Origin of the sequence: Halorubrum sp. SP9 (assembly GCF_005435015.1) — an archaeon.
GTDB classification, from domain to species: domain Archaea; phylum Halobacteriota; class Halobacteria; order Halobacteriales; family Haloferacaceae; genus Halorubrum; species Halorubrum sodomense.
The window spans coordinates 1-13,749 of sequence record NZ_SGXU01000049.1; the positions used below are offsets into that span (position 1 = coordinate 1).

The window sequence follows — 13,749 nt, forward strand, 5'->3', positions numbered from 1 at the left end:
CAGCGACGAGCCCGCACCGCCTATCGCGCCGAAGGCGGCCGGGTAGACGGCGCCGCCGGGAGCCAGGGCGGCGGCGCCACGTCGCCGGCCCCGGTGCTGACCGCGTACTCGAACCGCTTCCGCTCGCCGGCCCGGACGTACAGGAGGCGCGCCTCCCGCACGACCCCGTCGCCGTCGACGGTCAGCGACCCCCGGACGTCGGTGGCGTTCGGGACCGCGACCCCGGTCGCGACGTACCGGATGCGGCGCTCGTCGCCCTCGCCGCCGGCGTCGACCGCGCGGAAGTCGCCGACGGTCAGGATCCGCGAGGCGACGGCCCACATCGAGTCGGCGGCCCGGTGCCTGGTCTCGGCCACCGACCCGTTCTCGGCGTCGAACGACGCCCGGCGGTTCCGCGCGCTGCGGACGTACCGAACGCCGCCGTCCACGTACACGTCGTTGCGGGTGATGTCGACGTAGCCGTTGTGGACGTCGAGTCGGAACCGGGTCCGGTTCGAGTCCGCCTCGTACCGGTAGTCGGCGTACGCCCCGGCCCGGAACCGTTCGAGCGCGGTGCCCGACACCGGCCCCGTCCGGAGGAACGCGACGGACCGTTCGCGCGCGACGGTCAGGTCGACCCCGGAGCGGGAGAACCCCGCCGGGAACTCGGCGTCCGCGAGGCTCTCGTTCGGCGTCGCGTTCGACGGGCCCGCCGGTGACTGGAGTTGCGGGGCGGAGTCGCCGGCGGGCGATCCGCCGGGGACGACCCCTCCGCACCCCGCGAGGAGGACCAAGAGGGCCGCGGCGGCGGCCCGAGGCCTGCGAGACGCGCGTACCGGTCGCGAGCCCTCGGTGGGGCTGGTGAGTGCGGTCCGCATCGGCGGCTATCGGGCGCCGTTCCGGTCGACGGCCCGTCCGCTCTCCGATGGCCCCGTGTCGTCGCTCGCCGCCGGGCCCGTCGCCGGCTCGTCCGCCGAGGCCGACGCCCGGGCCTCCGCGACCGTTTCGTCGACGAGCCCCCACGCGACTGGCGGCTCGACGTCGGACAGCGCCGCGTCGAGCTCGTCGAGACGGTCGCCGAACTCGCCGTCGAGGCTCGGGCCGTCGGCGAGCGCCTCGGCGCTCGCCGCCACCTCGGTCTCGACCTCGTCGATCCGGGCGTCGACGTCCGTCGGGAAGTCGGCGCCGTCGCGCTCGGCCCACGCGCGGAGGTCGGCCGCCTCCGCCCGGAGGTCGTCGACGACGACGTCGAGGACCCGCGTCTGGACGGCGGCGTCGAACCGTCGCGCTCGGTCGGGATCGGTCGCCTCCCGAAGGGACGCGACGGTCTCCGCGACGGACTCGGCGGACTCCGCGGCGGCGTCGACGTCGGCGGCGAGTCCGTCGTGCCGTCGGTCGGCGGAGTCGAGCCACGCCTCGAACGCCTCGAGCTCGGTTTCGAGGTCGTGAGCGGTCCGGACGACGTTCTGTGCGTCCGTCGTGATATCGTGGAGCTCGACGGCGGCCCGGTAGACGCGCACCGGCGAGTCGAGGTCGTCGGTCGCCGCGCCGAGCGCCGCGCCGAGCGCCTGGACTTCCTCGCGGAGGTCCGCGAGCCGCTCGTCGAACTCCCTGTCGCGGACGTCGACGACGTCGAGGTCGGGGGCGTCGGCGACCGCGTCGCCCGCGCTCTCGCGGGCCCGCGTCGCGAGGTCGGCGCGCGTCTCGGCGGTCGCGATGATCTGTGACACGTCGGTGACGGTCGCCTCGACCGCCGCGGGGGTGACGGTCCCGCCGTCGGTGAACGGGTCGAGCCACCGACGGACCGACTCCGGGTCCTCGTCCGTCCGCTCCGTGACGGCGTCGACGAGCTCGTCGAGGGGGCGCTCCCCGAGCGCGAGTTGGCTCATACCGCGCCCTTCTGTACAGGGCGGTGTATACCTTCCGTCAGAGCCGATCGTTGACGGATAGTTCTCAACTTAGCGATATTGCGTTCTATATAGAAGACATCGTTCTCCGGAGCGCAACGTATCGGTACCGCGCACTCGCTACGAGTACCGACTCGAAAATATCAGAAATATAAAACAGTTTAATGAGCTGGTCCGTGTGACTACTCGATGTCAGACCGGAACTGGGTCGACGGCGGCGTGTCGCGGCGGAAAGTGCTCATCACGTCCGGGGCGCTCGGGACCGCCGGATTGGCGGGCTGCGGGGGCAGCACCGACGGCGGCGACGCCTCCGGCGGCAGCGGAGGGGGCTCCGGCGGCGGCAACACGATGTCCGACAGCAGCGGTGGCGGTTCGGGTTCGAACACGGCGCTGCTCAACGCCGAGGGCTCCTCGACGGTGTACCCGATCTCGAACACGGGGAGCTCGTACTGGAACTCCAACGCCCCGCCGAGCGACGGCGAGTACTGGGGTGCGAACGACGAGGGCTCGGTGCCCGGCTGGGAGCAGCTCGCGTCCGACGGCGCGGACGACATGCTCCTCGCCGACTACTTCGCCTCGAAGTTCGGCTTCGAGCCGACCGACCAGCGCTCCTCCCCGCCGTTCCCGACGACGGTCGGCCTGAGCCACTCCGGGACCGGCTGCGAGGCCGTCACCGAGGGGCTCGTCGACATCGGCAACTCCTCCGGGCCGATCACGGCCGAACTGGACTGGAGCGAGGAGAAGGCGCAGAACACGGTGGTCGACAACGTCGTCGGCCGCGACGGCCAGCCGGTCGTCGTCAGCTCCGACGTCGTCGACGCCGGCGTTAGCCAGCTGACCGGCGAGGAGATTCGCGGCATCTACCAGGACGAGATCACCAACTGGAACCAGATCGACGGGATCGACTACGACCAGGAAATCTACGCCATCGGCCGCGCCGAGGGGTCCGGCACCGACACCTCGTTCCGCCTGAACATGCTCGGCAGCGCCGACGCCTCGATGTCCGGCGTCGACACGCGCTTCGGGCAGAACCAGCAGGTCGCGCAGGCGGTCGCCCAGAACGAGGGCGCCATCGCGTACATGGCGCTGGCGTTCACCGGTCCGGAGGTCACGCCCATCGCCATCAACTTCGACGGCACGCTGTACGAGACCAGCCGAGACGCGGAGAACACGATCTTCGACTCCGAGTACCCGCTCAACCGTGACCTCCACATGTACACCCTCATCGAGGAGAGCAACCCCGACGGCGGCGGGTACGACCGGCGCGAGGCGGCGTTCATCAACATGTTCCTCAACGAGTACGGGCAGACCGTCTTCGTCGAGGGGAGCAACTACATCCCGCTCCCGACCAGCGACCTCGAGGCGATGAAAGAGAAGGTCTCGTCCGTCGCCACGGAAGACCTCCTGATGCCCTAGCGCGGAGGGAGTTCGGTCGCGCGCCGTCGGGATCCGCCGCGCTCCCCGAGGGGGCACTTCCCCTCGGACGCCTGCTCCCCCGCGGCGTTCGGAACCCTCCCTCGACGCGAACGACGTTTCTACGACATACGGAACACACATGCCACTCATACCAACCCCATGGCACAGGTAACAGACTCCCGAGACGGACGGATCCGCGGTGCGATCGGCGAACAGGTCCGGCGGACCAAACGGTTCGCCGACGAGACCGAGACGGCCGCGCTGGCGATCATCTCGGTGATGGCGGTGTCGCTCCTCGGCGCGCTCGTCGGGTTCCTCGCCGTCTCGAACTGGACCGTCCTCCCCTTCGTCGCCTTCCTCGGCTCGTCGGCGATCGGGTGGGTCCGGTACCAGGAGGAGACGGCGTACACCATCGCGCTGATGATGACGGCCTCGACGATCCTCATCCTCGGACTGATCATCGTGTTCATCTTCCGGGAGTCGATCCCGGTGATCCGGTACGAGAGCGCGACGGTGTTCGGTGTCTCCGTCCCCGGGCTCCGGATGTTCATCCAGCCGAACTGGGACGCGGTCTCGCCGCCGATCCGCTACTCGATGGTCCCGATGATCCACGGCACGGTGATGGTGACGCTCATCGCGTCGGCCGTCGCCGCGCCGCTCGGCGTCTCCGCGGCGCTGTTCCTCTCGGAGATCGCTCCGGCCACCGTCCGCGAGGTCGTCAAACCCGGCGTCGAGATCCTCGCGGGCATCCCGTCGATCGTCTACGGGTTCATCGGCTTCACCGTGCTCGGCCCGTGGGCCTCGGACCAGTTCCAGACGACCGGGCAGGGGTCGTACCTGTTCGTCGGGATCGTCGTCGGCCTGATGGCGCTCCCGACCGTCGTCTCGGTCGCGGAGGACGCGCTGAGCAGCGTCCCCGAGTCGATGAAGAGCGGGTCGCTGGCGATGGGGACGACCGACTGGCAGACGATGACCTCGATCACCCTGCCGGCGGCGTTCTCGGGGGTCTCCGCGGCGGTCCTGCTCGGCGTCGGCCGGGCCATCGGCGAGACGATGGCCGCGACCGTGATGCTCCGCGGCGTGCCGCGACTGACGGATCCGCTGGTCAACGTCTTCTACGGCCAGGAGACCCTGACCTCGATCATCGCGCGGAACTACGGCGAGGCCGACGGGCTCCAGATGGACGCGCTGTTCGTCGCGGGCGTCATCCTGTTCGTCACCGTCCTCGTCATCTCGATCGGGGCGCAGTACATCGAGTGGCGGATGCACAAGCGGCTCGGGGGTGAGGTCTGATGGCCGGGGCGAGCGAAACGGACGCGAAGCTGGTCGAGTCGGAGACCACGGAGACGGACGCCGTCGCCGGCGTGGCCGTCGGGCTCTCGGCGGTGCTGTTCGCGCTCGCCGTCACGGCGCTGTTCGAGCGCGTCAGCCTCACCGGCTCGCTGTTCGGCGTCGGGACCGTCACGCTGCTCGGCGGCCTCCTGGCCGCGCTCGGCGTCGCGGTGATCGCCTTCGGCGCCGGCTCGCGGCTCGGCTACGTCGAGACCGACCCCGACCCGAGCGCCGGCCTCGTGGCCGGCTTCGGCGCCGCGGTCCCGTGGGTCCTGATCGGCGGGAGCGTCGCGAGCCAGACGCTCGGCCTCGGCACCGGGGTCGGCGTCGTCGCCGGGGTCGCCGTGGGCGCCGTCGCGTTCGCGCTCACCGTCCTCCCGCGCGAGGACGTCGGGTCGACGCTCCCCCTCGGCGCCCTCCTCGCGCTGACGGGGCTCGTCTTCCTCACCGGCGTCATCGACCCGGCGTGGGCGTGGGAGCTCGACTGGGAACAGCAGGCCGCGATCACCGCCGAGTTCCTCATCCCCGCGGCGACGCTGTTCGCGGCCCTCTACGGCGGGTGGGCGTCCGCGAAGGCGTACGGCGGCTTCGGGGCCCGCGGGCGGCACATGGGCGCGTACGTGCTCGTCTACCTGAACGCGCTCTCCATCGTCGCCTTCCTCTGTATCCTCGTCGCCTACGTGGTCGTTCAGGGCGTTCCCGGCCTGCTGACCGGCGTCGACGTCGGCCTCGGCACCGGTCCGGAGACGACGATCCTCGGCGTTTCGGTCGCGCTCCCGGTCTCCGTTCCGTTCGTGATGAACGGCGTGGCCCTGCTGAACGATTTCCAAGGCGTGTTGCCCGCCATTGTCGGCACGTTCTGGCTCGTGATCGGGGCCGTCCTGCTGGCGGTCCCGCTCGGCGTCGGCGCGGCCGTCTTCCTCACCGAGTACGCCGAGCGCGGCCGGTTCACGCAGGTCGTGGAGGTCGCGACGAACGGGCTGTGGAGCACGCCGAGTATCGTGTTCGGACTGTTCGGGTTCGCGTTCCTGATCCCGCGGTTCGGCAACGGGAAGTCGCTGCTCTCGGGGATGATCACGCTCGGGTTCATGCTGCTGCCGCTCGTCGTCATCACCTCCCGCGAGGCGATGCTCTCGGTCCCCGACGAGTACCGCGACGCGAGCGCCGCCCTCGGCGTGTCGAAGTGGCAGACGATCCGAAGCGTCGTGCTGCCCGCGGCCCTCCCGGGCGTCGTCACCGGCGTCATTCTGGGCGTCGGCCGCATCGCGGGCGAGACGGCGCCGATCCTGCTGACGATGGCCGGCGGGACGTTCCTGCCGGGCTCGCAGACGGTCGACGTCATCGGCGGCTTCCAGTTCACCGCGACGCCGCCGTTCGTCGCCAACCCGGCGTTACTCGAAGCCACATCGGCGCTCCCGTACCAGCTGTTCGCGCTGATTACGGCCGGCGTCGGCCTCGGGAGTAACGTCGGTGACCCCGACGCTTTCCGGTGGGCAACGGCGCTCATCCTCCTGATGGTCGTGCTCTCTTTCTACGCGATCGGCATCGCGACGCGCTACTACTTCCGCCGCCGGCTCAAACACACCTGATCACCGATGAGCGAGAACCAAAACCCACAGACCCAGACGAGTACCGCGACGACGGACACCGACCAGCCCCTCACGACGACCACCGGCGAGACGGACGAGCGTACCCGTGACGAGTGGACGGACTACGAGTTCCGAGGAGAGGCGAAGATGACGGTCGACGACCTCGACGTCTACTACGGCGACGACCACGCGCTGAAGGGCGTCTCGATGGAGATCCCCGAGAGAAGCGTCACCGCCCTGATCGGTCCCTCCGGCTGCGGAAAGTCGACGTATCTACGCTGCCTCAACCGGATGAACGATCGGATCAAGTCCGCGACAATCGATGGGTCGGTCCGCTTTGACGGCCAGGAGATCTATCAGGACGGGGTCAATCTCGTCGAGTTGCGGAAGCGGGTCGGGATGGTGTTCCAGTCGCCGAACCCGTTCCCGAAGTCGATCCGCGAGAACATCGCCTACGGGCCGAAGAAGCACGGCGACCTCGACACCGGGCTCCTCGCCCGGTTACTGAACCGGAGCGACGCCGAGGAGCGCGACCGGCTCGTCGAGCGCTGCCTCCGCGACGCGGCGCTGTGGGACGAGGTGAGCGACCGGCTCGACGACAACGCGCTGGGCCTCTCGGGCGGCCAACAACAGCGCCTCTGTATCGCCCGGTGCCTCTCCGTCGATCCGGAGATCATCCTGATGGACGAGCCCGCGTCGGCGCTCGACCCGATCGCGACCGCGAAGATCGAGGACCTGATCGAGGACCTCGCCGAGGAGTACACGGTCGTCATCGTCACGCACAACATGCAACAGGCCGCGCGCATCTCTGACCAGACCGCGGTGTTCCTCACCGGCGGCGAGCTCGTCGAGTACGGCGACACCGACCAGGTGTTCGAGGACCCGCACAGCGAGCGCGTGGAGGACTACATCACCGGCAAGTTCGGATAACCGTATGCCCCGAGAACACTATCAGGACTCGCTCGACGAGCTCCGGTCTGACGTGCTCTCGATGGGCGACCTGGTGACGGAGCGTCTCGGGGACAGCCTCGCGGCCGTCGAACGCCGCGACGAGTCGCTGGCGCGGGCGGTCGCCGACGGCGACGACGAGGTCAACGAGACGTACCTCGCCCTGGAGGACCGCTGCGTCGACCTCTTCGCCCTCCAGCAGCCGGTCGCCGGCGACCTCCGGTTCGTCACCGCCTCGTTCAAGATCATCACCGACCTCGAGCGGATCGGCGACCTCGCGGTGAACCTCGCGAACTACTCGCTGGCGGCGCGGGAGACGGTGGCCCCCGAGGTGGCGATCGACGCGATCGGCGCGGCGTCGCGCGGGCTCCTCGAACGGAGCCTCGCGGCGTACGAGACCGGCGACGCCGCGGCGTGTCGGGCGGTGGCCGCCGGCGACGACGAGGTGGACGCGCTCTGCCAGCGCGCGAGCGAGAGCGTCACCCGCGAGCTGATCGCCGGGACCGACGACGACGGCTGGGCCGCCGAGCGGCTGTTGGACGACGTGTCGCGGGTGCTGTTGACGGTCCGAGACTTAGAGCGGATCGGGGACCACGCGGTGAACATCGCGGCGCGGACGCTGTACATGGTCGAGAACGACCCGGAGCTACTCTACTGAACATGGAAACCCGCAAGGTCCAGACCGTCGGAAACGGAACGTACACCGTCTCGCTGCCGAAAGAGTGGGCCGAGTCGCAGGGCGTCACCGCCGGCGACACCGTGACGCTCCACGACTACGTCGACGGGGTGTTGGCGGTCCAGACGTGCGACCGGTCGGGCGGGGACGTCCCGACTGCCGCCCGGATCGAGTCGGCCGATCCGGCGGTGATCGAGCGCGGACTGCGGGCGGCGTACGCGGCCGGCGTCCGGGAGGTGACGCTGGAGTCCGACGAGCCGCTCACCGCGCAGCGGCGCCGCGCCGTCGAGCGGGTCGCCCGCGGTCGGATCGGGATGTCGGTGGCCGCGGAGTCGGAGGCGGCGACGACGGTACAGATTATGCTCAACTCGGAGGAGGTGTCGGTGAGCCAGTCGCTCCGCCAGCTCGCGTTCACCGTGCGCGCGATACACCGCGACGCGGTCGAGGCCCTGGCGGCCCCGCCCGGCGCGTCGCCGGTCGGCTCTCGCGACGAGCAGGTCGACCGCCTCGCGGCGATGATCGAGCGCTCCGTGTCGCGGGGGATGGCGGACCTCGGAGAGGTCGACGCGCTCGGGACGACCCGCTCGGAGCTGTTCGAGTCGTGGACCGCGATGCGGGAGCTGTGCCGCCTCCGCGACGCCGCCGTGGAGGTCGGCGCGGCCGCGGCGGCGCTCGACGGGCCGCCGGCCGAGCGGCGGCTGGAGTCGTGCCGCGATATCGGGCGGGCCGTTCGGGGCGCCGTGGCCGACGGCGTCGGCGTCGTGCTGGGCGACGAGGACGCCGGGGTCGCCCGGGGGGCGCTCGGCGACCTGCGCGAGGTGCGCGAACGGATCGACGCGTTCGACCGGCGGTTGGACGAGGCGGGCGCGAGCGCGCCGGAGCTGCGGCGCGTCTCGCGCGCGCTGCGCCGGAGCGCGGACCGGGGCGACGACGTCGCGGAGATCGGGCTCCGCCGGGCCGCCCGCCGCGGCGAGTCGCCGCGCGACGCCGGGGCGGAGCGGTAGTCCGCCCCGCGCCCGCAAGCGCAACGCCTGTAAGCGCGGGGGGAGAGGGAGTTCGTATGACCGTTTGCGAGGCGCCGGGGAAGGTGTACCTCTTCGGCGAACACGCCGTCGTCTACGGCGAGCCGGCCGTGCCGGCGGCCGTCGAGCGACGCGCGACCGTGCGCGTCGAGCCGCGCGAGGACGACCACGTGCGCGTCGAGGCTGAGGACCTCACCTTGGACGGGTTCACCGTGGAGTACGCCGGCGGCACCGGCGACCGCCCGGACGTGGACGTGCCGACGCCGCTCGTCGAGGCCGCGATGGGGTACGTCGACGCCGCGGTCGAGCAGGCGCGCGACGCCGCCGACGCCCCCGACGCCGGCTTCGACATCACCGTCGAGAGCGACATTCCGCTCGGTGCGGGACTGGGGTCGTCGGCGGCCGTGGTGGTGGCCGGCATCGACGCGGCGACCCGCGCGCTCGGCGCGCGGCTCGACCGCCGGGAACTAGCGGAGCGGGCGTATCGTGCCGAGTTCGAAGTTCAGGACGGGCAGGCCTCGCGCGCGGACACGTTCTGCTCGACGATGGGCGGCGCGGTCCGCGTCGAGGGCGACGACTGCGAGCCGATCGACGCCCCGAACCTCCCGTTCGTCGTCGGCTTCGACGGCGGCGCGGGCGACACCGGCGAACTCGTCGCGGGCGTTCGCGCGCTGCGCGAGGAACACGGGTTCGCCGCGGACACGGTCGAATCGATCGGCGACCTGGTTCGGGAGGGCGAGGCCCTCCTCGCCGACGCGGACCCGGAGAAGCCGCCGTCGTCCGAGCTGCTCGCCGGGCTGGGCGAGCTGATGGACTTCAACCACGGGCTGCTCGCCGCGCTCGGCGTCTCCGCCCGGTCGCTCGACGCGATGGTGTGGGCCGCGCGGGACGCGGGCGCCCACGGCGCGAAGCTCACCGGTGCGGGGGGCGGCGGCTGCGTCGTCGCGCTCGACGCGAGCGACGCGACGGAGACCGCCCTCTCGTTCACGCAGGGCTGCGAGGAGGCGTTCCGCGCCGAGCTGGCGACGGAGGGCGTCCGGGTGGTGGAGGCGTGACGGGCGCCGACCCGACCGCAGACGGCGGCGACGCACGGGGCGCGGGCGGCGACGAAGCCGCCGACGGCGCCGGGACCGACGCGCCCCCGGTCGTCCTCAAGCTCGGCGGGAGCCTGATCACGGAGAAGGACCGTCCCGAGACGCTCGACGACGCCGCGCTCGACGCGGCCTGCGACGCGGTCGCGGACGCGCTCGCGGCGGGCGACGTCGACCGGCTCGTCGTCGTCCACGGCGGCGGGAGCTTCGGCCATCACCACGCCAGCGAACGCGGGGTGTCGACGACCGACGGGACGCGCGACGCCGACGCGGTGGCCGCGGTCCACGGCGCTATGAAGCGGCTGAACGCGCACGTGCTAGAGCGGCTCCGCGAACGCGGCGTACCGGCGGTCCCGGTTCACCCGCTGTCGCTCGCGGCGCGAACCGAGGGGGCGGACGGCCGGCTCGACCTCCCGCTCGGGTCGACGGCGACGCTGCTCGACGAGGGGTTCGTCCCCGTCCTCCACGGCGACGGCGTGGCGACGGCTGGCGACGGCGTCACGGTGGTCTCGGGCGACGAGCTGGTCGCGGAGCTCGCCGCGGGGCTCGCCGCGCGCCGCGTCGGCGTCTGCTCGACGGTCCCCGGCGTCCTCGACGGCGACGGCGACGTGATCGACGAGATCGACGACTTCGGCGCGGTCGCGGACGCGCTCGGCGCGAGCGACGCGACGGACGTCTCCGGCGGGATGGCCGCGAAGGTGCGCGAGCTGCTCGACCTCGACGCGCCGGCGTACGTGTTCGGCGCGGCGGGACTGGCCCCGTTCCTGCGCGGTGAGGGCGCCGGAACCCGGATCGACTGACCGGGTGACAGAACCCTTATTCGACCCACGGCCCTCCCCCCGGGCATGAACGAATCGGACGTGCGGGAGCGGCTCGCGGACGTGCGCGACCCCGACCTCGGCGGCGACATCGTCTCGCTCGGGCTGGTGAACGACGTCGAGGTCGAGGAGGGCGGGGAGGGGACCGGAGACGGCACCGCCGGAACGGTCCGCGTGTCGCTCGCGCTCGGCGCCCCCTTCTCCCCGACCGAGTCGGCCGTCGCGGACGACGTGCGCGAGGCGCTCGCGGACACCGGCCTCGACGTGGAGCTGTCGGCGTCGATCCCGGACGACCTCTCGGCGGACGAGCAGGTCCTCCCCGGCGTCCAGAACGTCATCGCGGTCGCCTCCGGGAAGGGCGGCGTCGGGAAGTCGACGGTCGCGGTGAACCTCGCCGCCGGGCTCTCCGCGCTCGGCGCGCGCGTCGGCCTGTTCGACGCCGACGTGTACGGGCCGAACGTCCCGCGGATGGTGTCGGCCGAGGAGCGCCCCGAGACCGACGGCGAGACGATCGTTCCCCCGGAGCGGTTCGGGGTGAAGCTGATGAGCATGGACTTCCTCACCGGCGAGGACGACCCCGTCATCTGGCGCGGGCCGATGGTCCACAAGATCATCACCCAGCTCGTCGAGGACGTGGAGTGGGGCGAGCTCGACTACCTCGTGATGGACCTCCCGCCGGGCACCGGCGACACCCAGCTCACGATCCTCCAGACGCTGCCGCTGACGGGGGCCGTGATCGTCACGACGCCGCAGGACGTCGCGCTCGACGACGCGGTGAAGGGGCTCCGCATGTTCGGGAAACACGACACGAACGTCCTCGGGATCGCGGAGAACATGGCCGGCTTCCGGTGTCCCGACTGCGGCGGGTTCCACGAGATATTCGGCTCCGGTGGCGGGAAGGCGCTCGCGCAGGAACACGACCTCCCGTTCCTCGGCGGGATCCCGCTCGACCCCGACGTGCGCACCGGCGGCGACGACGGCGAGCCCGTCGTCTTGGAGGACGGCGAGACCGCGGACGCGTTCAGGGTGCTCGTCGAGAACGTCGCGAACAACGCCGGCGTCGTCCGCCGCCGCGGGGTGAGCGAGGGGCGATGACCGACGCGGACGGCGGCGCCGACGGGGCGGAGTCCGACGCCGCTACCGGAACCGGGCCCGACGACGACGGCGCCGGCGACGACCGCGAGGACCCCCTCGCGGCCGCGGGCGTCGACCCGGTGGTCCCCGAGGAGGCGTCGGACGCCGAGTTCCCCGCGGACGACGAGGTCCGGGAGTTCCTCCGCGAGGTCGCCGAGGACGTGCGGGGCGACAGCTCCGAGAGCAAGCAGCTCTCGGCGATCCTCTACCGCGTCTCGGACCTCTACGACGCCGACGAGGAGACCTCGCCCGAGGAGATCTACCTCAACGTCCGGCACATCATGCGGATCAAGGTCGAGGGCGGACTGCGCCGCTGAGGCGGGCGCGAGCGCCGGAAGTCGATTGTAACTCGCGTCAGTCGTCCGAATCCGTTGCCTCGGCGAGGTCGATCGGGCGCTCGTCCAGCGGGGTCGCGTCGTCGACGACCTCCGCGAGGCCCAGGCGGTCGAGCGCCGCCGGCGTCGGGAGGCCGCGGTCGCCCCACCCCCGGGCCGCGTAGTAGCGGTCCAGCAGGCGGTCGAACGCGTCGACGTCGACCCCCGGCGTCCCGTCCGCCGCGGCCGTGCGGAGCGGCTCCGGGAGCGCGTCGTCGTCGCGGTCGAACCCCTCGCGGGCGTTGAACAGCCGGGTGAGCGTCCAGATCCGTTCGCCGGTCGTCGCGAGCGCGGCGACCGGGTCCGAGCGGTCCTCGGCGCGGTCGCCGCGCTCCGGCGCGTCGCCGTCGCGGTCCGTCACCGCGGGGTGGTCGACCGCCGCGAGCCACTCCGCGCCGAGGTCGTCCCAGACCGCCTCGCCGACGAAGTCGTCGACGACGAGGCTCCACAGCACGGAGCGCGCGTTCTGCTCGCCGACCACGTCCCGCACCCGGTCGGTCGGAGACCGGTCGGGCCGGGCGAGCGGCTCGCTGTCCTGCGGCCGCGCGCGTCTGTGACACGCGCCGCGGTCGCTCGTCGCGTACGCGAGCGCGACCCCGACCGCCGCGCGGGGGTCGAAGCCGGGCAGCGCCATCGACTTCACCGTGGGCACGAGCGCCTCGCCGCCGAACCGCTCGACCGCGGCGTCGATCCCGTCGGCGAGCGCGTCCGGCAGATCCGGGTGGACGTCGAGGTCGGGCGGCGCCTCGCGGGCCGCGATCGCCGCTAACAGGCGCTCTGCCCCGTCGGCGTCGCCGAACGAGACCGGGCAGTCGACGACACCGGCTTCCCCGGCGCGGACCGCCCACGCGACCGCGTTGCCCGCGCCGATCACGTCGAGGCCGAGCCGGTCGCAGACCCCGCAGAGCTCGACGACGCGGTCGAAGTCGTCGACGCCGAGGCCCGCGCCGAGCGTGATCGGGGCCGCGCCGCGCGGGACCACCTCGCCGTCCGGGGTGTCGATCCGGAAGCCGCCGGGGACGGCGGGGTCCTCGCCTTGGCCGGCGTCGGTAACTTCTTCGCGCCCCGTCGCGCGCTCCAGCGCGGCCTCGACGCCGATGTCGTCGGCGCCGTCGAAGCCGGTCCCCGTCCACCCCTCCGCAGCGAGGATCCCGACCTCGTTGGCGTAATCGACCGTCTCGACCGTTTCGCCGGCCGCCTGCCACTCGCCGGTCGGGTCGCGGCCGTAGGCCGCCGCGTCGCGGTCGCGGAGCGCGGCGAGGTCGTCCGGGACGCTCGGCGGGGGGTCGCGGGCGACGACCGCCTTCAGCCGCTTCGACCCCATCACGGCGCCGGCGCCGCCGCGGCCCGCGTGGTGGGCGCCGCCGTCGCTCGCGACCGTCGCGTAGGCCGCCTCCGAGTCCTCGATCGCCTCGATGAGGTCGTCGTAGAACTTGTACGCGGTCTCCTCGTTACACAGCTGG

General features: G+C 72.2%; 13 protein-coding genes. 10 read left to right on the forward strand and 3 right to left on the reverse strand.

What is annotated here, in order from left to right:
* Positions 1-20 precede the first annotated feature (20 nt).
* Both EXE45_RS15530 and EXE45_RS15535 read right to left on the reverse strand, forming a co-directional pair.
* The gene (locus EXE45_RS15530) at positions 21-857 is read right to left on the reverse strand and encodes a hypothetical protein (RefSeq protein WP_137694841.1); all 837 of its coding nucleotides are present in this window, start codon (positions 855-857) and stop codon (positions 21-23) included.
* Positions 858-863: 6 nt separating this feature from the next.
* Complete coding sequence (locus EXE45_RS15535; protein WP_199233644.1) at positions 864-1,868, reverse strand: halo transducer protein; 1,005 nt, start codon at positions 1,866-1,868, stop codon at positions 864-866.
* Positions 1,869-2,075: 207 nt separating this feature from the next.
* Here EXE45_RS15535 and EXE45_RS15540 point away from each other — a divergent pair, with 207 nt between their 5' ends.
* The 10 genes from EXE45_RS15540 (at position 2,076) to EXE45_RS15585 (ending at position 12,229) form a co-directional block, all read left to right on the forward strand.
* Positions 2,076-3,302 carry a PstS family phosphate ABC transporter substrate-binding protein gene (locus EXE45_RS15540; protein ID WP_092920422.1) on the forward strand — a complete coding sequence of 409 codons (1,227 nt, stop codon included), beginning with the start codon at positions 2,076-2,078 and terminating at the stop codon, positions 3,300-3,302.
* Between the two features lie 159 nt (positions 3,303-3,461).
* Positions 3,462-4,595, forward strand: a complete 1,134-nt coding sequence (gene pstC, locus EXE45_RS15545) for a phosphate ABC transporter permease subunit PstC (protein WP_092920421.1) — start codon at positions 3,462-3,464, stop codon at positions 4,593-4,595.
* Positions 4,595-6,223 carry a phosphate ABC transporter permease PstA gene (gene pstA, locus EXE45_RS15550; protein WP_137694842.1) on the forward strand — a complete coding sequence of 543 codons (1,629 nt, stop codon included), beginning with the start codon at positions 4,595-4,597 and terminating at the stop codon, positions 6,221-6,223. Before pstC ends, pstA begins: the two co-directional genes overlap by 1 nt.
* 6 nt (positions 6,224-6,229) lie before the next feature.
* Positions 6,230-7,153, forward strand: a complete 924-nt coding sequence (gene pstB, locus EXE45_RS15555) for a phosphate ABC transporter ATP-binding protein PstB (protein WP_092920419.1) — start codon at positions 6,230-6,232, stop codon at positions 7,151-7,153.
* A 4-nt stretch (positions 7,154-7,157) separates the two neighbouring features.
* The gene (gene phoU / locus EXE45_RS15560; protein WP_092920418.1) at positions 7,158-7,829 is read left to right on the forward strand and encodes a phosphate signaling complex protein PhoU; all 672 of its coding nucleotides are present in this window, start codon (positions 7,158-7,160) and stop codon (positions 7,827-7,829) included.
* Between the two features lie 2 nt (positions 7,830-7,831).
* Complete coding sequence (locus EXE45_RS15565) at positions 7,832-8,851, forward strand: AbrB/MazE/SpoVT family DNA-binding domain-containing protein (protein ID WP_092920417.1); 1,020 nt, start codon at positions 7,832-7,834, stop codon at positions 8,849-8,851.
* A gap of 56 nt (positions 8,852-8,907) precedes the next feature.
* On the forward strand, positions 8,908-9,924 hold the full coding sequence (gene mvk, locus EXE45_RS15570; RefSeq protein ID WP_137694843.1) for a mevalonate kinase: 1,017 nt from the start codon (positions 8,908-8,910) through the stop codon (positions 9,922-9,924).
* Positions 9,921-10,760, forward strand: coding sequence for an isopentenyl phosphate kinase (locus EXE45_RS15575; protein ID WP_092920415.1), 840 nt, complete (start codon positions 9,921-9,923; stop codon positions 10,758-10,760). The genes mvk and EXE45_RS15575 overlap by 4 nt, the downstream gene beginning before the upstream one ends.
* A 45-nt stretch (positions 10,761-10,805) precedes the next feature.
* Positions 10,806-11,873: an Mrp/NBP35 family ATP-binding protein gene (locus EXE45_RS15580; protein ID WP_092920414.1), complete on the forward strand. Its 1,068-nt coding sequence runs from the start codon at positions 10,806-10,808 to the stop codon at positions 11,871-11,873.
* Positions 11,870-12,229 (forward strand): hypothetical protein, encoded by a 360-nt coding sequence (locus EXE45_RS15585; RefSeq protein WP_137694844.1) that lies wholly within the window; start codon positions 11,870-11,872, stop codon positions 12,227-12,229. The genes EXE45_RS15580 and EXE45_RS15585 overlap by 4 nt, the downstream gene beginning before the upstream one ends.
* A 37-nt stretch (positions 12,230-12,266) precedes the next feature.
* Here EXE45_RS15585 and EXE45_RS15590 read toward each other — a convergent pair.
* Positions 12,267-13,749: aldehyde ferredoxin oxidoreductase C-terminal domain-containing protein (locus EXE45_RS15590; protein ID WP_241989497.1), on the reverse strand; the 1,483-nt coding region annotated here is incomplete at its 5' end.

What these genes read in the sequence shown, in the direction of transcription:
- EXE45_RS15530 (WP_137694841.1), bottom strand. Translation starts at nt 857, where the DNA reads ATGCGGACCGCACTCACCAGCCCCACCGAGGGCTCGCGACCGGTACGC.
- EXE45_RS15535 (WP_199233644.1), bottom strand. Translation starts at nt 1,868, where the DNA reads ATGAGCCAACTCGCGCTCGGGGAGCGCCCCCTCGACGAGCTCGTCGAC.
- EXE45_RS15540 (WP_092920422.1), top strand. Translation starts at nt 2,076, where the DNA reads ATGTCAGACCGGAACTGGGTCGACGGCGGCGTGTCGCGGCGGAAAGTG.
- pstC (WP_092920421.1), top strand. Translation starts at nt 3,462, where the DNA reads ATGGCACAGGTAACAGACTCCCGAGACGGACGGATCCGCGGTGCGATC.
- pstA (WP_137694842.1), top strand. Translation starts at nt 4,595, where the DNA reads ATGGCCGGGGCGAGCGAAACGGACGCGAAGCTGGTCGAGTCGGAGACC.
- pstB (WP_092920419.1), top strand. Translation starts at nt 6,230, where the DNA reads ATGAGCGAGAACCAAAACCCACAGACCCAGACGAGTACCGCGACGACG.
- phoU (WP_092920418.1), top strand. Translation starts at nt 7,158, where the DNA reads ATGCCCCGAGAACACTATCAGGACTCGCTCGACGAGCTCCGGTCTGAC.
- EXE45_RS15565 (WP_092920417.1), top strand. Translation starts at nt 7,832, where the DNA reads ATGGAAACCCGCAAGGTCCAGACCGTCGGAAACGGAACGTACACCGTC.
- mvk (WP_137694843.1), top strand. Translation starts at nt 8,908, where the DNA reads ATGACCGTTTGCGAGGCGCCGGGGAAGGTGTACCTCTTCGGCGAACAC.
- EXE45_RS15580 (WP_092920414.1), top strand. Translation starts at nt 10,806, where the DNA reads ATGAACGAATCGGACGTGCGGGAGCGGCTCGCGGACGTGCGCGACCCC.
- EXE45_RS15585 (WP_137694844.1), top strand. Translation starts at nt 11,870, where the DNA reads ATGACCGACGCGGACGGCGGCGCCGACGGGGCGGAGTCCGACGCCGCT.